Source organism: Pseudoalteromonas lipolytica, assembly GCF_003515105.1.
Classification (GTDB): Bacteria; Pseudomonadota; Gammaproteobacteria; order Enterobacterales; family Alteromonadaceae; genus Pseudoalteromonas; species Pseudoalteromonas lipolytica.
Map to the genome: position 1 here is coordinate 2,665,702 of NZ_CP032090.1, position 19,874 is coordinate 2,685,575.

General features: G+C 43.0%; 14 protein-coding genes. 2 read left to right on the forward strand and 12 right to left on the reverse strand.

Annotated features, from left to right (window positions below; translation table 11 throughout):
* Positions 1–3 precede the first annotated feature (3 nt).
* The 6 genes from D0907_RS12010 to D0907_RS12035 form a co-directional block, all read right to left on the reverse strand.
* Positions 4–1,362 (reverse strand): restriction endonuclease subunit S, encoded by a 1,359-nt coding sequence (locus tag D0907_RS12010; RefSeq protein ID WP_118844554.1) that lies wholly within the window; start codon positions 1,360–1,362, stop codon positions 4–6.
* On the reverse strand, positions 1,352–2,944 hold the full coding sequence (locus tag D0907_RS12015; RefSeq protein WP_118844555.1) for a class I SAM-dependent DNA methyltransferase: 1,593 nt from the start codon (positions 2,942–2,944) through the stop codon (positions 1,352–1,354). Before D0907_RS12015 ends, D0907_RS12010 begins: the two co-directional genes overlap by 11 nt.
* A 271-nt stretch (positions 2,945–3,215) precedes the next feature.
* Positions 3,216–6,104 (reverse strand): aminomethyl-transferring glycine dehydrogenase, encoded by a 2,889-nt coding sequence (gene gcvP, locus D0907_RS12020; RefSeq protein WP_118844556.1) that lies wholly within the window; start codon positions 6,102–6,104, stop codon positions 3,216–3,218.
* A gap of 199 nt (positions 6,105–6,303) precedes the next feature.
* Positions 6,304–6,693, reverse strand: a complete 390-nt coding sequence (gcvH, locus tag D0907_RS12025) for a glycine cleavage system protein GcvH (RefSeq protein ID WP_036966655.1) — start codon at positions 6,691–6,693, stop codon at positions 6,304–6,306.
* Positions 6,694–6,746: 53 nt separating this feature from the next.
* On the reverse strand, positions 6,747–7,829 hold the full coding sequence (gene gcvT / locus D0907_RS12030; protein ID WP_036966652.1) for a glycine cleavage system aminomethyltransferase GcvT: 1,083 nt from the start codon (positions 7,827–7,829) through the stop codon (positions 6,747–6,749).
* Positions 7,830–8,006: 177 nt separating this feature from the next.
* Positions 8,007–8,606 carry a hypothetical protein gene (locus tag D0907_RS12035; protein WP_036966649.1) on the reverse strand — a complete coding sequence of 200 codons (600 nt, stop codon included), beginning with the start codon at positions 8,604–8,606 and terminating at the stop codon, positions 8,007–8,009.
* 124 nt (positions 8,607–8,730) lie between these two features.
* On the opposite strand from D0907_RS12035, the gene D0907_RS12040 reads away from it, so the two are divergent.
* Positions 8,731–9,576: a LysR family transcriptional regulator gene (locus tag D0907_RS12040; RefSeq protein ID WP_036966646.1), complete on the forward strand. Its 846-nt coding sequence runs from the start codon at positions 8,731–8,733 to the stop codon at positions 9,574–9,576.
* Here D0907_RS12040 and D0907_RS21215 read toward each other — a convergent pair.
* The gene (locus D0907_RS21215) at positions 9,568–9,696 is read right to left on the reverse strand and encodes a hypothetical protein (RefSeq protein WP_279636377.1); all 129 of its coding nucleotides are present in this window, start codon (positions 9,694–9,696) and stop codon (positions 9,568–9,570) included. The genes D0907_RS12040 and D0907_RS21215 overlap by 9 nt on opposite strands.
* Before the next feature lie 382 nt (positions 9,697–10,078).
* Here D0907_RS21215 and D0907_RS12045 point away from each other — a divergent pair, with 382 nt between their 5' ends.
* The gene (locus D0907_RS12045) at positions 10,079–12,229 is read left to right on the forward strand and encodes a TonB-dependent receptor family protein (protein WP_118844557.1); all 2,151 of its coding nucleotides are present in this window, start codon (positions 10,079–10,081) and stop codon (positions 12,227–12,229) included.
* A 137-nt stretch (positions 12,230–12,366) separates the two neighbouring features.
* Here D0907_RS12045 and eno read toward each other — a convergent pair whose 3' ends face one another.
* The 5 genes from eno to rlmD form a co-directional block, all read right to left on the reverse strand.
* The gene (eno, locus tag D0907_RS12050; RefSeq protein WP_036966640.1) at positions 12,367–13,665 is read right to left on the reverse strand and encodes a phosphopyruvate hydratase; all 1,299 of its coding nucleotides are present in this window, start codon (positions 13,663–13,665) and stop codon (positions 12,367–12,369) included.
* A gap of 102 nt (positions 13,666–13,767) precedes the next feature.
* Positions 13,768–15,402, reverse strand: coding sequence for a CTP synthase (locus D0907_RS12055; protein WP_036966637.1), 1,635 nt, complete (start codon positions 15,400–15,402; stop codon positions 13,768–13,770).
* 146 nt (positions 15,403–15,548) lie between these two features.
* Positions 15,549–16,349 carry a nucleoside triphosphate pyrophosphohydrolase gene (gene mazG, locus D0907_RS12060; protein ID WP_036966634.1) on the reverse strand — a complete coding sequence of 267 codons (801 nt, stop codon included), beginning with the start codon at positions 16,347–16,349 and terminating at the stop codon, positions 15,549–15,551.
* Positions 16,349–18,508 carry a GTP diphosphokinase gene (relA, locus tag D0907_RS12065; RefSeq protein WP_036966631.1) on the reverse strand — a complete coding sequence of 720 codons (2,160 nt, stop codon included), beginning with the start codon at positions 18,506–18,508 and terminating at the stop codon, positions 16,349–16,351. Before relA ends, mazG begins: the two co-directional genes overlap by 1 nt.
* A gap of 8 nt (positions 18,509–18,516) precedes the next feature.
* Entirely contained in the window at positions 18,517–19,842 is a 1,326-nt protein-coding gene (gene rlmD / locus D0907_RS12070; protein ID WP_118844558.1) for a 23S rRNA (uracil(1939)-C(5))-methyltransferase RlmD, read from the reverse strand.
* Positions 19,843–19,874: the final 32 nt, after the last annotated feature.

A 19,874-nucleotide genomic window follows, 5' to 3' on the forward strand; every position in this document is an offset into this window, starting at 1 on the left:
CTTTTAACAATTATTTTCTACACTCAGCTCACCAGATATTAATTTCGGTAATAAAGTATCCCTCAAATTATTTAGTGCTTTTGACTCAACTACATTCAACTCAATTTTTTTCAAATTTTCAGAAAGTAATTTGTCAAAAGCATCAACTATTTGTGTACAGGGAAGAATAACCTTGAATTCATTTAAGATTTGTCGGCTCCAATTGGGAAAGGTAGAGCCTGTTGCTAAGCCTAGTAAGTGCTCAATGCTGTTTTTAAAAATTAGATCGGTAAAAATTTGAGAGCGCATTCCTCTCACGCTACACACTCCTCTTCCCAAGCAATAAACTCCATCACTTTTAACAAATCTACCTGTTGTACTTCCTCTTACACAAACTATCAAATCGCCTTTCAGGGAGAGCTTAGTTGGAGCACTTGTCCATTTAGATTTTTTGGTGAAGTAGTCACCAAATTCGACAGGCCCATTAACCAATGGTGTTCCAAGCCCTTCATTATTATATGTATCACCTTTAGGAGATTGGCCCATTACTATATTCGCATGTTGTTTCATGCTTCCAAAATTCCACCCTTTAGGTATCCAACCTGCGATACCAATACTTGGTTCGTCAGTTTGTTCGAATTCGCTTGGGAATAATGCGCGGATATCATCAGGCAATGGTTTAAAGTCTGGTAGTTTTTGCGCTTGTTTACGCTGTTTAGCTTTATGTTGCAGTGCTTCAGGAATGTTGTTGCCAGCGGCAAGGGCGTTGTCGATCACAGGATCAAAGTCCACAAACCAGCTCTTAAATAACGCTTGTGCCATTTGTTCTAGGGTTCGGTTTGTTTGGCGATTTACTAAAATTCGTTGTACGATTGAATCTAGAACATCAACTATTGAATCTTGTATTTCCCTTGCAGGAAACTCTATATCTAAATCGCCAATTTGCTGAAGATTTATATTAGGTTGAGCTGATTGTGAAATTGAATTGTTCACATAATGAACAATTCGCCCTTGTTGCAATGAATAATGTACAAACTTTGGATTAGCAAGTGAGCTGTCAACTCTTATGAGAGCTAAAGCCTGATTTGTGTTGGCTGGCAGATGTTTTTTTTCAACCAGACCTGTTTTTCCTAAAAAGGCTCCAGCCATTGAAAATAATATATCGTTCTCTTCAAGTTGAGAACGTTTGTATTTTTCATAAACCTCTTCTGTTACAAAAGTAAATTTACTCTCATCCAACACTCCATCATAAGTAGCGGACTCTGCTTTGATGAAATTTATGCCTTGCTCAGAAAAGCCTCCATCTTTTTTAGTTGGTGTACTCCCTTTAGTTATTTTTACGCAAATGTCTTTTAATTTGATGAAAGGAAAGTTACCCGCCATAGCCCAACACCTCCAAGTTTTGACGAATTGCTTTATCTAGCTCTTCGGCCTGTTCCATTTGGCTATAAAGGGTTTGGCTTAGCTCATTCATTTTGACTTCAAATGGGATGCCATCATCTTCTAACTCGGCTGCGCCAACATAACGACCCGGTGTTAATACAAAGTCGTTAGCTTTAATGTCTTCTAATGTGGCTGATTTGCAAAAGCCTGCGATATCTTGGTACTTACCATCTTTTTTCTCACCTCGCCATGCGTGATAAGTTCTGGCAATTTCTGCAATATCGTCTGTAGTTAGTTCTTTATGAACACGGCTAACCATAGTGCCCATTTCACGAGCATCGATAAACAAGGTTTCTCCTTGACGATTACGGAAAGGTTCACGGGCATCATCAAAGTGTTGCTCAGTTTTATTTTTGGTAATGAACCACAAACAGACTGGAATTTGTGTGGTGTAGAAAAGCTGTCCCGGTAGCGCAATCATGCAATCCACTAAGTCATTTTCAATTATCTTTTGACGAATTTTACCTTCACCACCGGTGTTAGAACTCATTGAACCATTGGCAAGAACAAAGCCTGCTGTCCCATACTCACTAAGCTTTGAGATCATATGCATGATCCACGCATAGTTTGCATTACCGGTTGGTGGTACATCAAAACCGGCCCAACGAGGGTCATCAACTAACTCGTTATCTGCACGCCACTGCTTTTGATTGAATGGCGGATTCGCCATAATGAAGTCTGCTTTTAAGTCAGGGTGCTGATCTTTAAAAAAGCTATCGCCTGCCACATCACCTAAGTTGCCGTTGATACCACGTACTGCAAGGTTCATTTTGGCTAGCTTATGGGTGGTACTGGTGTACTCTTGACCGTAAATAGAAATGTCTTTTTTATTGCCGTTGTGACTATCAATAAACTTGAGCGATTGCACAAACATACCGCCGCTGCCACAACATGGATCATAGATCTTACCTTTGAATGGCTCAATCATTTCAGCGATTAGAGATACAACCGACTTAGGCGTATAGAACTCACCACCACCTTTGCCTTCGTTTGCAGCAAACTTACCTAAAAAGTATTCATACACACGACCAACTAAATCTTCTTCTGTCATATGACATTCGTTAGCGATGGTCTCTATGTTATTGATGGTATCGACTAATGCTGCAAGCTTACTAACATCGAGACCTAATCGGGAAAAGTAGTTATCAGGCAATGCACCTTTAAGAGAAGCATTATTTTTCTCAACGGTATGAAGCGCAGTATCAATTTTTACTGCTATGTCATCTTGTTTAGCTTGTTTTTGAATAAACGACCAGCGAGCATCCTCAGGTAAGTAAAAAACATTGTCTTTGGTGTAAAAGTCCACCATGTCGACATAATCACCCATACCCTCTGCGACTAATTTTTCACGCTGTTTTTCAAATTTATCGCTAATAAATTTTAGGAAGATAAGGCTGAGTACAATATGCTTGTATTCTGAAGATTCGACACTACCACGAAGTTTATTAGCTGCATCCCAAAGTGCTTCTTCAAAGCCTTTTGTGTTTTTTATGTCTTTTTTGTTATTAGTTGCTTTAGCCACGATAAATCCTTGTTTTTATAAAAGCGTCCGCTTTTTAATATAACGCTAATAGTATCGGATTTTAAAGCGAAATGTCAGTAAAGCTAAACACTCATAATATTGAATAATAGGGACAAACCTTATTTAGGATGGACACAAAAATAAAAAAGGTGAACATTTCTGCTCACCTTTTTAAGAGTTATAGTTTGGGAAAAGAATTCCCAATCTTTAATAACTTTCCCAATCTATAATTATCATTCCCAAACTATAATAGCTCTGATCAAATCAAACCTTAGTCACGGTATGTCTCAACCGCTGGGCATGAACAAACTAGGTTACGGTCGCCGTATACGTCATCGATACGCGTTACTGTAGGCCAGAATTTGTCTTTTGCTACGCTTGGTACTGGGAATGCTGCGTAGAAACGGTCGTATGCACGGTCCCACTCATTGCCTAGTACGTCTGCTTGTGTATGCGGTGCAAACACGAGCGGGTTGTTTTCAATTGACCATTCGCCAGATGCGATACGGTCGATTTCTGACTTGATTGACACCATGGCTTCGATGAAACGGTCAATTTCAACTTTAGACTCAGACTCAGTTGGCTCAATCATCAGTGTGCCAGCTACTGGGAATGACATAGTTGGTGAATGGAAGCCGTAGTCTTGAAGACGTTTAGCTACGTCCATTTCTGTCACGCCTGTTTGCTCTTTAAGTGGGCGTAGGTCAACAATACACTCGTGCGCAACGCGGTTGTTACGGCCACGGTATAAAATTGGGTAGTGCTCGCTTAGCTTCTCTGATAAGTAGTTAGCGTTCACGATAGCCATTTCTGTTGCTTGTTTTAAGCCTTCAGAGCCCATCATGGCAATGTATGCCCACGAGATTGGTAAAATTGCTGCTGAGCCGTAAGGGGCTGCAGAAACCGCACCGTTACCAATGTTTGTGCCAGCAACGTTAATTACGCTGTGGTTAGGCATAAATGGCGCTAGGTGAGATTTAACACCGATTGGGCCAACACCTGGACCACCACCACCGTGTGGAATACAGAATGTTTTATGTAGGTTAAGGTGCGATACGTCAGAACCGATTGAACCTGGGCTTGTAACACCTACTTGCGCGTTCATGTTTGCGCCGTCCATGTACACTTGACCGCCGTGCTGATGCACGATGTCACAGATTTCACGAATTGTTTCTTCGTAAACGCCGTGTGTAGATGGGTATGTGATCATAATACACGATAGGTTTTCAGATACCTCTTCGGCTTTCGCTTTAAGGTCTGCCATATCAACGTTACCGTTTTTATCACAGTCAACAACCACGATTTTCATGCTTGCCATTTGTGCAGACGCTGGGTTTGTACCGTGCGCTGAACTTGGGATCAAACATACGTTACGGTGACCTTCACCGCGTGACTCGTGGTATTTACGAATAGCGATTAAGCCTGCGTATTCACCTTGTGCACCTGAGTTAGGTTGCAGTGAAACGGCATCGTAACCTGTGATGTTTACTAACCAATCATGTAATTCAGTCATCATGATTTGGTAACCCGCTGCCTGATCAAGTGGGCAGAATGGGTGTAGGTTTGCAAACTCAGGCCAAGTGATTGGGATCATCTCTGCTGTCGCATTAAGTTTCATGGTACATGAACCTAATGAGATCATTGAGTGGTTAAGCGCTAAATCTTTGTTTTCTAGACGCTTGATATAACGCAACATTTCAGTCTCGCTGTGGTACGAGTTGAAGTTAGGGTGCGTTAGAATTTCGTCATAGCGTACAAGGCTTGCAGGAATTGAGTTGCTGCCGTTTACTTCGATTTCGTTCGCAAGTGCGTCAACGCTTAGGCCGTGGTCGTCACCTAAAATGATGTCGAATAGCTCTGCTACGTCTGCACGCGTTGTTGTTTCTGATACAGAAATTGAGTATTCACCCGCACGGTTTGACGCAAAGTTAACGCCATTTGCTACTGCGCGTGCAACAACTTCGTCTTTGTTGTCTGCAACAACGGTAATGGTGTCGAACCATGTGTCGTGCTTAAGGTTTACGCCTTTCGCTTTTAAGCCAGTCGCTAAAATATCAGCAAAACGGTGAATACGCTGAGCGATTGTTTTAAGGCCTTCTGGACCATGGTAAACCGCGTAGAACGCAGCCATGTTCGCGAGTAATACTTGCGCTGTACAAATGTTTGAGTTGGCTTTTTCACGACGAATGTGTTGTTCACGTGTTTGCATTGCCATACGTAGTGCGTCGTTACCTAAACGGTCTTTAGATACACCGATAATACGACCCGGTAATGAACGCTTGTACTTGTCGCGTGTTGCAAAGAATGCAGCGTGTGGACCACCGTAACCCATAGGTACACCAAAACGCTGTGCTGAACCAAGTACTACGTCTGCGCCAAGTTTACCCGGTGCTTTAAGTAGTAATAAGCTCATGATGTCTGCGGCAACACAGGCAATTGCTTTTTTGCTTTGAACACCAGCGATTAAATCGGTTACGTCTGTAATTTCACCCGTTGTTGATGGGTATTGGAATAACGCACCAAAAATGTCGTGGTCTAGCGCTTCTGCCGCTTTACCTACGATAACGTCAAAACCGAACTGCTCTGCACGTGTCGCAACAACGTCGATTGTTTGTGTGTGTACGTCATCAGCGATGAAGAATGCATTTGATTTTGATTTAGCAACACGCTTTGCAAGGCCCATTGCTTCAGCCGCAGCTGTAGATTCGTCAAGTAACGATGCGCTTGCAAGGTCAAGACCAGTTAGGTCTAGGGTCATAGTCTGGAAGTTTAATAATGATTCTAAACGACCTTGTGCAATCTCTGGTTGGTATGGTGTATACGCCGTGTACCAGCCTGGGTTCTCTAGTACGTTACGTAAAATTACGTGTGGTACGTGAGTTGGGTGGTAGCCTTGACCAATGTAAGATTTGAACACTTTATTTTTGCTTGCTACAGATTTTAAGTAGCTTAGTGTTTCAACTTCAGTGCGGCTTTCACCAATTGATAAACCTTGCTCTAAGCGAATGCTTGCAGGTACCGTTTGACCGATCAGCTCTTCAACACTCGATACTCCAAGAGCGCTCAGCATGTCGCTTACTTGCGCTGGGCTTGGCCCAATGTGACGGCGAATAAAATCTTGCTTCTGCTCTAATTGTTCAAGAGATTTGGCGTTTGACATTTGTCCAGATTCCTATGATCCAAAAAAAAGTGGTTACTGCCAATGGGTAACTGGCAATAACTTAAAAACAGTGTGATTCAATAACTTACAGCGTATGGAAAGGTAAGCTATAAAATCATAAAAGCCCCTATGAAACCCAAGCTACGCATTTAATTAGCTGGGGATCTAGACGGGGCTTTTAGTCGGCGTGACTAATTAATTAGTCTTCGTCGATCGTGTTAGCGTAGCCTTCAGCGTCTAACAGGTTATCAAGCTCTGATGTGTCAGATGCTTTGATACGGAATAACCAACCGTCGATGTACGGGTCGTTATTTACTGTTTCAGGCGAATCTTCAAGATCTTCGTTGATTGCAACGATTTCACCGCTGATTGGTGCGTAGATGTCAGATGCTGCTTTAACAGACTCTGCTACTGCGCAGTCTTCACCCGCGTCAACTTCATCACCAACTTCTGGTAATTCTACGAATACCATGTCGCCAAGAAGTTCTTGTGCGTGCTCAGTGATACCTACAGTAAACGTACCGTCACCTTCGTCGCGAACCCACTCGTGTGAAGTAGCATATTTTAATTCGCTTGGGATATTGCTCATTTTTTTGTTCCTTTGGTTTATATTGGGTGATAACACCAAATTTTTTATATTACTTAGATAACTGATTTACCGTTACGTACAAAGCAAGGTTTAACAACCTTAACGTTAACCAGTTTTTTACGCATCTCTACTTGAGCTGTTTCGCCAGTTGAACGCGGAACGCGTGCAAGAGCGACACTGTGACCAAGTGTTGGTGAGAATGTACCAGAGGTAATCACCCCTTCACCACCTTCAACGATGACTTTTAAACCGCTTCGCAATACGCCTTTTTCTTCAAGCACTAAACCAACTAGTTTGTCTGTGCTTTTGTCAGCGCGTTGCTGTTCTAATACTTCACGACCGATAAACTTACGATCTTCTGGCTCCCACGCAATCGTCCACGCCATGTTAGCAGCAAGTGGTGATACGCTTTCGTCCATATCTAGGCCGTAAAGGTTCATACCTGCTTCTAGACGAAGTGTGTCACGTGCTCCTAGACCCGCTGGCGCTACGCCTGCATCTAGAAGTTGTTGCCACAAATCAGCAGCTTGATCGTTAGGTACTACGATCTCATAACCATCTTCGCCAGTATAGCCTGTTGTTGCAATAAATAAATCACCAGCTTGCACACCAAAAAACGGCTTCATACCTTCAACAGCAGCTTGTTGCTCTGCAGTAAGTACAGTGGCCGTTTTAGCACGTGCATTAGGGCCTTGAACGGCAATCATTGCAAATTCAGGACGCTCAGTAACCGTTACGGCGAAATCAGCCGAAACTTTAGCTAAATGCGCTAAATCTTTTTCACGGGTTGCTGAGTTAACAACTAAACGGTAGTCAGTTTCTGAGAAGAAGTAGATGATAAGGTCGTCGATTACGCCGCCTTCTTCGTTAAGCATACCTGTGTAAAGTGCTTTACCCGGTACCGTTAACTTAGCAACGTCGTTTGCTACTAGCTTACGTAAGAACGCTTGTGCTTGTTCGCCTTGCACATCAACAATTGTCATGTGCGATACGTCAAACATACCTGCATCTGTGCGAACCGCATTATGCTCTTCGATTTGTGAGCCGTAGTTGATTGGCATTTCCCAGCCGTGAAAATCAACCATTTTTGCGCCAGCTTCAAGGTGCTTAGCATGTAAAACTGTTTTAGAAGTCATAATATTCCTTCACTTTTAAATTAACCCACTGAGTGGGCGTGGCCTCAATTTAATGAGGGGGAATAACATGGGCGGCGATTATACATTAGTTGCACAGTTGTCACACCCAAATTGCGATTTGTAACTACAAAAAACAGCTAAACACCCAAGTGTGTAGCTGTTTTTAAAATTTATACTTTAAGCAACATCCGCTAAGGTTAAATCAAACCCGAGCTGCTGTAAGTGCGCTTGCCATTTATCAAGCTCTGCTTGGCGCGCTACCAGTTGAAACTGCTGCTGATCTTGGTTATCAATCGCGGTAATAAATACCTCACCGCTTTGTGCACCATAACAGCTGCGCATGTCAGATAAACGCAGGCCTGGTGTTAGCTTAAAGTTATCTACCAAGGCATCAAACGCTTGCTCACCACTTAAGGTTAACGCGCTTAAGTCGTTACGCATAACATAATCAATATCGTAACGCAGTTGTTGCTCGTTTATTAGCGACTGTAGCTGCACGCTGGCGTCTTTGGCGAGTACAAAACGAAAAGCGGTCTCGTTAAAGTAATACAACGCATAAGCGTAGCTGCTTGTTAGGTCATCGTCTAATGAGCTGCGTAAGCCTAAACCGCTGGCGGTTAGCTTATTAATATCAAGACCTAAAATAGTCGTTAAAAATGGGATTGCTTCAGTGCCACTAAAATCCATAATGGCAGTATCGCTATTTGCTTGTAGCACGTTGTTTGCTGGCGTATTAGCTTGGCTGTGACGAGCAAACATTATTGGCGTAAAAGTCATATGTGACACCTATCAATCTTTAATGCTTGAAGTATATTGCCCCGTGCTTGCAACAACAAATTGTAATTATTTATCAATTGATAAATAATACTTATATATACAGCCCTATAAATAGAATTTTTAAATGAAAAATATTTCTACCGATAGTTTACGCACCCTCGTTGCGGTTGTTGAAGTAGGTGGCTTTGCCAAAGCTGGCGAGCTATTAGGGCTGTCGCAACCGGCGGTTAGTCTGCAAATAAAACGGCTTGAAGATATGCTTGGCCACAAGCTATTTAAAAAGCAGGGGCAACGCCAAGTACTCAATCAATACGGTGAGTTATTGCTGCCTTTGGCAAAACAAATGTTGCAACAAAACGATGCCATTTTGCAGCAGTTCACCAGCGAAAACGTAACCGGTAAAGTGCGCTTAGGTATTCCCAGCGAATTTGCTGCGCGTATCTTGCCTTCTATTATTGGCGACTTTGTGGCGCTCTACCCTGATGTATCGCTAGAGGTTCGCTCGCGCTTAAGTAAACATTTATTGTCGGTATCGCGCCAAGATCAGTTTGATCTGGTGCTTGCTCTAAACGAAGAACTCGAGTCGGCCAAGTTCCCTATTTTTATGCAAGATCAACTGGTGTGGGTAGGCGATTTAAACCTAGCACAAAACGATGTAGTTACCCTTGTTACCGCTCCCGAGGGCTGTATTTATCGTCGCCGCGCGATTGAGGCATTGCAGCACGCAGGGATTAAATACCGTATTGCGTACAGTAATGCCGATTTAACGGGCCTTACTGCGGCATTAAAAGAAGGGTTAGGTATTACTGTTTTAGCAAAAAGCACCGTACCGAATGAGCTAAACTATCAACTACACACCAAGGATCTGCCTGAATTAGGCCAAATAGGGATTAGTTTAATTAAGCGGGCTGATGAACCGGGCAATGCGGTTGATAAACTTGCCGAGTTTATTGCGCTGCGTTTAACGTAAGCGAGTGGCGATTAATTCATTGATTGAGTATTTCGATGTGAGTGTTTCGCTGAGTGTTTCGATGGATGAGTATTTCGATGAGTGTTGTTTTATTTCACCTTTAAAGCCTTTTTTCGGCATTAAAACGCCTTCTATGTTTCGTATTAAGCCGTTTCTCGCAAACTAAATTGCACGCTGACACCTAATCCCCCCCTGCAATACCCTACTTGTGGGCACGGTTTTCGCCGTGCAGGTTTAAACTTATAACCTGCAAGGGGTTAGCGTGTTATGCAGCAACACATATTACCTTTGCATCATACTCACCCAATTAGCACATCGTTAAGTATTACTTAACGAGGTCTTGCACACAAATAATACTACAATACTACTGTATTTATTATTTTCATTTTAATTCATGAACTTATGCTTTATATCAATTTTATTACAAATAGGATTGATTCGTATTACTTTACATGTTTAAATTGCGCCGGTTAAAAAAATCTAAACATACACAGGACGCACAATGAAACCTACGTTTATTGTTTCAACTCTTTCTACTGCCATAGCGTTATCACTTAGCGCTAATGCTTTTGCTAAAGATGTAACTAAAGAAGAAAAGAACTTCGAGCAAATTACTGTCATTGGCTCTGCATCTGCTATTAACGATATTCCGGGTTCTGCTACTTTCATCAGCGAGCAAGATCTTGAAAAGTTTGAATACACCGACATCTCACGTGTTTTAAGTGCGGTACCCGGTGTATACGTTCAAGAAGAAGATGGCTATGGTCTACGCCCTAACATTGGTATGCGTGGTACAGGTACTGGCCGTAACGATAAAATCTCTGTAATGGAAGACGGCGTTCTTGTTGCTCCTGCTCCTTACTCTGCACCATCGGCTTACTACTTCCCTACTATGGGCCGCATGGAGTCTATCGAAGTACTTAAAGGTGCTGCATCGGTTAAATATGGTCCACGTACAACGGGCGGTGTTTTAAACTTAGTATCACGCAGCTTACCGACCGAAGGTTCTAAAGGTTTATTAAACGCTGAACTAGGTAGCGATGGTTTTTACAAAGGCCACGCATACTTCGGTAAAAAGAAAAACAATGCAGCAGGCTTAGTTGAAGTATTCACTTACGGCGCAGATGGCTTTAAAGAATTACCGGTTGGTAGCGATAACTCTGGTTTTGAAAAGAACGACTTCTTATTAAAGTTTGGTTTTGATTTTGGTGATAACGAAGCTCACAGCCTTGAAATGAAAGTTAAATACTCAGACGAGCGCTCTGATGAAACTTACATGGGCTTAACCGATGCAGACTACCAAGAAAACCCATATCGTCGTTATGCAGCCTCGCAAAATGATGAAATGAACACACAACACAATGCATACCAAGTTAACTATGCATATCGCTTTGGTAAAGGTTACGAGTTACTTGCAACTGCTTACTTAAATGACTTCCACCGTAACTGGTATAAAGCGAGCAAAGTAAGCTCAAGCTACCTTGAACAGTACAGCGAATTTGAAGCAAACCCAACCAGCGAAGGTATCGAAGGGGTTGCTGTTAAAGCAAATAACCGTGACTACCAAGCGAAAGGTTTACAAACAGAGTTCCATATTCCTGCGGGTAACCACTACATTACAGTGGGTGCGCGTTACCACGAAGACGAAATGGATCGCTTCCAATGGCAAGACAAATACACGCTTAATCAAGACCTTTCAATGACGCTAACTGAAAAAGGCGTACCAGGTTCAGATAGCAACCGTGTAGATAGCGCTGAAGCAACAACGCTATTCATTCAAGATGAGTGGTCATTAGACGCATTAGTAATTAGCGCGGGTCTGCGTTATGAAGATATCACGATTAAACGTGAAGAATGGGCAAAATCAGATCCAACACGTGCAAACGGTTTAACTAAAAATATCAGCAACGACACTGAAATTTTAGTGCCGTCACTGGGCGCAACATACACTGTTAGCGATAGCTTAACGCTACTTGCCGGTATTCAAAAAGGGTATGCGCCAGCAGCACCAGGTAATGCGGTTCAAGAAGAAGAAGAGAGTGTTAACATTGAGCTTGGGGGTCGTTACGACTATGCAGGCTTTAATGGTGAAGTGATTTACTTTAACTCTGACTACACGAACATGCACGGTAACTGTACTGCTGCTGTAGGCTGTAACGACAATAATATTGGCGACCAGTACAACTACGGTGAAGTGTCGGTGTCTGGTTTTGAAGTGAGCGCCGGTAAAGTGTTTGCAACAGATACAGCCTCATTCCCTGTGCGTTTAACGTATACTTACACAAACTCTGAGTTTGAAAATGACTTTGAATCAGATCTTTGGGGCAGCGTTAAAAGTGGTGATGCTATGCCATATGTGCCAGAAAACCAGCTAGCGCTTTCGTTTGGTGCCGAGTTCTCAAGCTTTGTGTTTGATACGCAAATGCGTTATGTGTCTGATGCACACGCTGACTTATCAACTTCAGGTCGTAACGCAATTGACAGCCGTGTAGTGTGGGATTTAGCCGCTAAATACCTTATCGACGACAAACAAAAAGTATACCTAACGGTCGACAACCTGTTTGACAAGACCTACGTTGCAAACCGTGCAAACGGAGGTATTCAACCTGGTAAGCCACGTACCCTTCAAGTAGGTTACAGCTACTCTTTTTAATACCCAAGCGTATTAATAAGAAAGCCGCGTGATGAAAGTCACGCGGCTTTTTATTTTGCTTTTTTCAAGCATAACTTTTCACACATAAAAAAACCTCCCGCAGGAGGTTTTATCAGTCTAAATAAACGGTGTGTTTATTATTGACCTTTCACTTCTTTAAGACCATTGAAAGGTGCTTTTTCACCTAACGCTTCTTCAATACGAAGAAGTTGGTTGTATTTAGCAACACGGTCAGAACGGCTTAATGAACCTGTTTTAATTTGACCAGCCGCTGTACCAACAGCAAGATCTGCAATTGTTGCATCTTCTGTTTCACCTGAACGGTGAGAGATAACAGCAGTGAAACCAGCATCTTTTGCCATTTTAATCGCAGCAAGCGTTTCAGTTAATGAACCGATTTGGTTGAACTTGATTAGGATTGAGTTAGCAATACCGTTATCAATACCACGCTTTAAGATTTTCGTGTTTGTTACGAAAAGGTCGTCACCTACTAATTGAACTTTATCGCCAATTAGTTTTGTTTGGTGTGCGAAACCGTCCCAATCAGACTCATCTAGGCCGTCTTCAATTGAAACAATTGGGTACTGCTCTGTTAGGTCTTTAAGGAAATAGTTAAATTCTTCTGACGTGAATTTTTTACCTTCGCCTTTCAGGTCGTAGATGTTTGCTTCTTTGTCGTAGAACTCAGATGCAGCACAGTCTAGCGCTAAAGTAATGTCTTTACCTAGCTCGTAACCTGCATTTGCAACAGCCACTTTAATTGCAGCAAGTGCCGCTTCATTTGATTCAAGGTTTGGTGCAAAACCACCTTCATCACCTACTGATGTAGAGTGACCGTCTGCTTTAAGTACTTTTGCAAGACTGTGGAATACTTCTGCGCCCATGCGCAGTGCTTCACGGAAGTTTGCAGCGCCAACTGGCTGGATCATGAACTCTTGGATATCAACAGAGTTATCTGCGTGCTCACCACCGTTGATGATGTTCATCATTGGTAATGGCATAGAGTAAACGCCCGGCGTACCATTTAAGTCAGCGATGTGCTCATAAAGCTCAACACCTTTAGAGTTTGCAGCTGCTTTCGCTGTTGCTAAAGATACCGCTAAGATTGCGTTAGCACCTAATTTTTCTTTATTTTCAGTGCCGTCTAAATCTAGCATTACTTGGTCAACAGCTTGTTGATCAAGTGCGCTTTGGCCTTTAAGAGCCGCTGCGATTTCGTTATTGATATAACCTACCGCTTTTAAAACACCTTTACCTAAGTAACGTGCTTTATCACCATCACGTAATTCAAGCGCTTCGCGAGTACCTGTTGATGCACCAGAAGGTGCTGCAGCACGGCCCCATGAACCATCAGCTAAATGTACATCAGCTTCAACAGTTGGGTTACCACGCGAGTCCATGATTTCGCGACCAATCACTTTTACGATTTCTGACATCTTGATTCCTCTTTTCCCGAAAATGGTGAGTTTATGCCAACTTTGTTAATTCGTTGGCTTTTTAAAACAAATAAGCCGTGCATATAGCACGGCCTATTTAAATTACGATGACGCTTTTTGGTGAGTGTGTGCAGCTGCAACAAACCCTTCAAATAGCGGATGACCATCACGTGGTGTTGACGTGAATTCCGGGTGGAATTGCGCGGCAATAAACCAAGGGTGATCTTTATTTTCGATAATTTCGACTAGTTTCTTATCTTCAGATAAACCAGTGAAACTTAAACCTGCTTTTTCAAGCTGTTCTACGTAGTGGTTATTTACTTCGTAGCGATGACGGTGACGTTCAACAATTTCGTCACTACCGTATACTTCACTTACTTTAGAGCCTGGCGTTAAGTGACATTTTTGTGCGCCTAAACGCATTGTGCCACCAAGGTCAGACTGCTCATCACGTACTTCAACGTTACCGTCGGCATCTTGCCACTCGGTGATTAAGCCAACCACTGGGTGTGCTGATTTTGCATTGAATTCCGTTGAGTTTGCATCTGCAAGGCCTGCAACGTTACGCGCATACTCAATAAGTGCCACTTGCATACCTAAACAAATGCCTAGGTAAGGTACTTTGTTTTCACGTGCGTATTTAGCCGCTAAAATCTTACCTTCAACACCACGACCACCAAAACCACCTGGTACTAAAATAGCGTCAAGGTGAGAAAGCATCTCAGTGCCTTTGCTTTCTAAGTCTTGTGAATCAACGTATTCGATGTTCACTGTTAAACGGTTTTTAAGACCCGCATGCTTTAATGCTTCGTTTACTGACTTGTAAGCGTCTGGTAGTTCAATGTACTTACCTACCATACCAATTGTCACTTCACCCGTTGGGTTAGACTCTTGATATAATACTTGCTCCCACTCAGATAAATCTGCTTCTGGGCACTCAAGGTAAAAACGACGACACACAAAGTTATCAAGTTCTTGTGACTTAAGTAACGCAGGGATCTTGTAGATGCTTTCTACGTCTGGTAATGAAATAACGGCTTTTTCTTCCACGTTAGTGAAAAGTGCGATTTTCGCGCGCTCGTTATTAGGTAATTTACGATCAGAACGACAAATTAAGATATCTGGTTGGATACCAATCGAACGTAATTCTTTTACTGAATGTTGTGTTGGTTTCGTTTTAACTTCACCTGCAGGGCCTAAGAATGGCACTAGCGTTAGGTGAATAAACAATGCGCGCTCACGGCCAATTTCTGTGCCAAGCTGACGAATTGCTTCTAAGAACGGTTGTGACTCAATGTCACCCACTGTACCACCAATTTCAACGATGGCTACATCGCGACCTTCGGCACCGTCGTATACACGTTGCTTAATGTCGTTTGTGATATGTGGAATAACCTGAATTGTTGCACCAAGGTATTCACCGCGACGCTCACGTCGTAAAACATCTTCATAAACACGGCCTTGTGTGAAGTTGTTGCGGCTACTCATCTTAGTACGGATGAAACGCTCATAGTGACCTAAATCAAGGTCAGTTTCTGCACCGTCTTCAGTAACATATACTTCACCGTGCTGAATTGGGCTCATAGTGCCTGGGTCAACGTTGATGTAAGGATCCAGCTTTAAAATAGTCACGTTTAAACCACGTGCTTCTAAAATTGCGGCTAACGACGCTGCTGCAATACCTTTACCCAACGAAGAAACAACCCCGCCAGTAACGAAGATAAATTTTGTACTCATGCGAACCCTAGAATATCAGGAATTAAAAGGAATAATATAGAATCAAGACGGGGCGATATTATAGCAAAGGCACTGCTATCAATCCAGATAAAATTAGCAAATAAGTGCACAAAAAACGAGCGCGGCATTCCTGTCCCTATGCTGTGTCATTGTGGGTGCTTTTTAATGGCTTCCCACGCGCTGTCCATCTCTTCTAAACTGGCGGTCTCTAAACATTGCCCGCGCTCACTTAAATAAGCGGCCACTTTTTCAAAGCGTGCCATAAACTTAGCGTTAGCACTGCGTAATAATTGCTCAGGGTCGCGCTTAATATGACGGGCCACATTGACCGTTGCAAATAACAAATCGCCCAGCTCTTCTGCGCTGTGTTCTGAGTACGGATCATGCGCAAGCGCTTCTTTCACTTCCCCGACTTCTTCGGCCACTTTATCAAGTGCCCCCTGATAGCTTGGCCAATCGAAGCCAAGACTTGCCACCCGCTGCTGAATCTTTTTCGCCTTAGTAAGCCCTGGCATCGCATCGGGAATGTCTTGCCATAAACTCAGTTGCTGTGTGGGTGCTTTTTGCGCCCGCTCTTGTGCTTTTATTGCTTGCCACTGCTGTGATAATTCAGCCTCTGTGAGTGTTGTTTTTTCAGCGAACACATGAGGGTGCCTGCGCACTAGTTTTTCGTTTAATGTGCTGACAACGTCATTAAAATCAAATAGCCCCTGCTCTTTTGCAAGCTGCGCGTAAAACACAACCTGAAAGAGTAAGTCACCCAGTTCACTTTTAAGCTCACTCAACTCGCCCTTTTCAATGCAGTCAGCAACTTCGTAAGCCTCTTCAATGGTATGAGGCACTATCGATTTAAAATTTTGTTTTAAATCCCACGGGCACCCAGTATCTGGGTCCCGTAGTTTTTCCATGATCGCTAATGAGTCATCAATACTGTGTTTATCTGTCATTACGCATGCCCACGTTTTGCTTCATGGACCCCTTCAATTTGGTGAAGTTTAGACAACAAGCGGTTTGTGCTTGATAAGTCGTGAACTTCTACCTGCATTGAGAAAAGTGCTAATTGCTTGTCTTCGACTGTGTTGACGTTCATGTTCAGCACATTTACTTTTTCATTGGCAAGTACAGAGCTAATATCACGAATAAGCCCTGATCTATCGGTTGCCTCTACTTTAATGGTTAGCGTGTAAGAGCCATTTACATCGTCTGACCAACTTACTGAGATCACACGCTCTGGGTGCTTTTCTCGCAGTTTTTCAAATGAATCACAGTCTTCACGGTGAACGGCAATCCCCCGCCCTTGCGTGATATACCCAATAATTTCATCGCCGGGAACAGGGCGACAACATTTAGCCACGTGGCTCAATAAACTGCCGACGCCATCAACTACAATGCCATTTTTATCACCGTTGACACTTTTTGGTTTTTTAAACCTGATTTGTGGCTCGTCGTCATCACGGTCGCTAATAAAGTTAAGCAACTGATTAAGACGCACATCACCTGCGCCAACAGCAACCATTAAATCTTCAAGACCCCGCAAGTTAAAGCGCTCTATCGCGGGGGTAAGATCTTTGGTTGTAAGATCGAGCTTGTGTAGTTCTGTTTCTAGAATTTCTTTACCGGCACTTAAGTTTTTATCGCGGTCGAGCTGCTTAAACCAATGATGAATTTTCGAACGTGCTCGCGACGATTTAATATAGCCTAACGACGGATTTAACCAATCTCGGCTCGGGTTCGCTTGCTTTTGCGTTAAAATCTCAACCTGATCGCCCGTACTTAGTTGGTACGTAAAAGGCACAATTTTGCCAAATACTTTTGCGCCAATACACCGGTGCCCTACATTAGAGTGGATGTAGTAGGCAAAATCGAGCGGCGTCGCACCGAGTGGTAAATCAAAAATATCGCCTTTCGGGGTAAACACGTAAACACGGTCTTCCACCACCTGATTTTTAAGCTCTTCGGCTAAGTCGCTGCCATCAACAACTTCTTCTTGCCATTGCAGTAACTTACGCAACCAGCTAATTTTTTGCTCATAACCTGAGCCACGCCCCGGTAATGCGCCTTCTTTGTACATCCAGTGAGCCGCGACACCGAGCTCGGCATCTTGGTGCATCTCGCTGGTACGAATTTGAATTTCGACAGTTTTACCTTCAGGACCAAACACCACGGTATGAATCGATTGATAACCATTTTGTTTTGGCGTTGCAATGTAGTCATCAAACTCTTTATTTAAATGACGCCAGTTTGTGTGAACAATCCCCAAGGCCGCGTAGCAATCTTGCAAACGCTCAACCACAATACGCATGGCACGAATATCAAATAATTGATCGAACTCGTAGTTCTTCTGCGCCATTTTTTTATAAATGCTGAAAATATGTTTCGGGCGACCATACACCTCGCCAGCAATGCCCGCTTCTTGGAGGCGTGCTTTAACCAGTGCCACCATATTTTCCATGTAGGCTTCGCGGGCAAGCCGTTTATCGTCTAATTGCTTGGCAATATTTTTGTAGGTGTCTGGGTGCAAATAACGAAAAGATAAGTCTTCTAGCTCCCACTTAAGCTGACCTATCCCTAAACGATTGGCGAGTGGCGCAAAAATATCGCGCGTTTCTTTTGCTGCTATTACGCGCTCTTCTTCACTGCCATTTTTCACTTCGCGTAGGTAACACACTTGTTCAGCCAGTTTAATAACCACCGCACGCACATCTTCAACCATTGCCAAAAGCATACGGCGAATATTATCAATTTGAACGGTGCCTTTACCTTGATGTGCTAAGGTGCTGATGGTTGCCATTTGGCTCACACCAGTAAGCAGCAAGGCAACGTGGTTACCAAGCTTATCTGTTACTGTGTCGATAGAAATTTTTTCAGCTAAAAAATACGGCGTTAAAAAGGCGGTTGCCAATGAATCAGCATCTAAATTTAGCTCAGCTAAAATCTCCACCATTTCAATGGCCATATTCTGGCGTTTAACATCATCGCAATGCAGGCACAATTGATGCGCCTGTTCTAATAAGGTAGATTTATCTTCTGTTAGCGCTAACAGCTCTATACGGCTGGTAAAATCACTCGGCTTAGTAAGCTGATGTGACTGTCTAGTGGCTACCATAGTGCGCTTTACCTCCTGTGAAATAACGCCATCGTTTCAATATGCCCTGTATGCGGGAACATATTCATAAGCCCAATTTTTTCAATGCTGAAGCCTGCTTGTAAAATAATTGCACTGTCACGGGCTAAAGTAACAGGATCACAAGAGACATATAAAATCGTTTTAAACTGAGTAAGTGGTAACTGCTCTAAAATAGCCATAGCGCCAGTTCGTGACGGGTCAAGCACCAATACATCAATGTCTTTGCTGAACCACGCAGCTGATTGCATTGATTGAGTTAAATCAAAGCAATAAAAATCGGTATTCGATAATGAGTTAGTTTGCGCATTTTGTTTCGCTAATGCAACCGCAGAATCCACTCCTTCGACACCAATAACGTGTTTTGCATACTTTGCAATCAATAATGAAAAATTACCAATACCACAAAATAAATCCAATACCTGTTCATGACCCTGTAAATCAAGCCACTCTTTTGCTTGATGTAACATGGCTTGATTAACATGCGGATTTACTTGCACAAAGTTCTCTAAGCCAAACTCAAAGGTTAAGTCGTACTCTGGTATAGTGTAGTACGGCATTGGATGATGAGTGTGATCAATCTCACCGCTGTGTGATTGCCATACTAGGCACCATTGATACTCATCACAGGCTTTCTCAACAACCGTTTTAAGCGTATTGCTAATTGGTTTTGTATGGCGAATGACAACATAAGCGGCATTGTCTGCCTCGCACAGTTGTAAGTGACTAATACAGGTTAGCCCTGCGTGGTTATTTATCAGTTCATCAAAGACCGTAAATAACGCGCTAAATTTAGTTGAAAGCACATCACAACGCTCAATACTCACGAGCTGCTTTGACCCTTGAGCACGATAACCAACGCGCATTTTTTTCGCGGCTTTATCATGCATTACGGCAACACGTGCCGACCGTCTGTAATGACGCGCTTCACTAACAAGCGGCGCTTGCCAATTTAAATTCTCTGCTTTGGCAAATTTACTGAATAGCTGGCTCACAGCTGCTTGCTTTTCAACTAATTGCTGCGATGCATCGAGGTGTTGTAACTGACAACCACCACATACTTGATAATGCTGACAAAAAGGCGTTACTCGATGCGCTGACGCGCGCAATACTTTTTTGCAATCAGCACTGGCAAAACGTGCCTTATCGTCAATGAGCTGTGCTTTAACTTCCTCGCCGGGCAGCGCACCGTTCACAAAGCACACTTTACTGCCTTGCTTTGCAACACCTCGTCCTTGGTGATCCATGGCCGAAACGGTGAGTGTGAGCATTTTTTGTGAGACGGATTTCTTTTTAGCTTTGAAAATCTGTGCCATCGGGCAACACCTTAATTATTGATAAAGCGGGA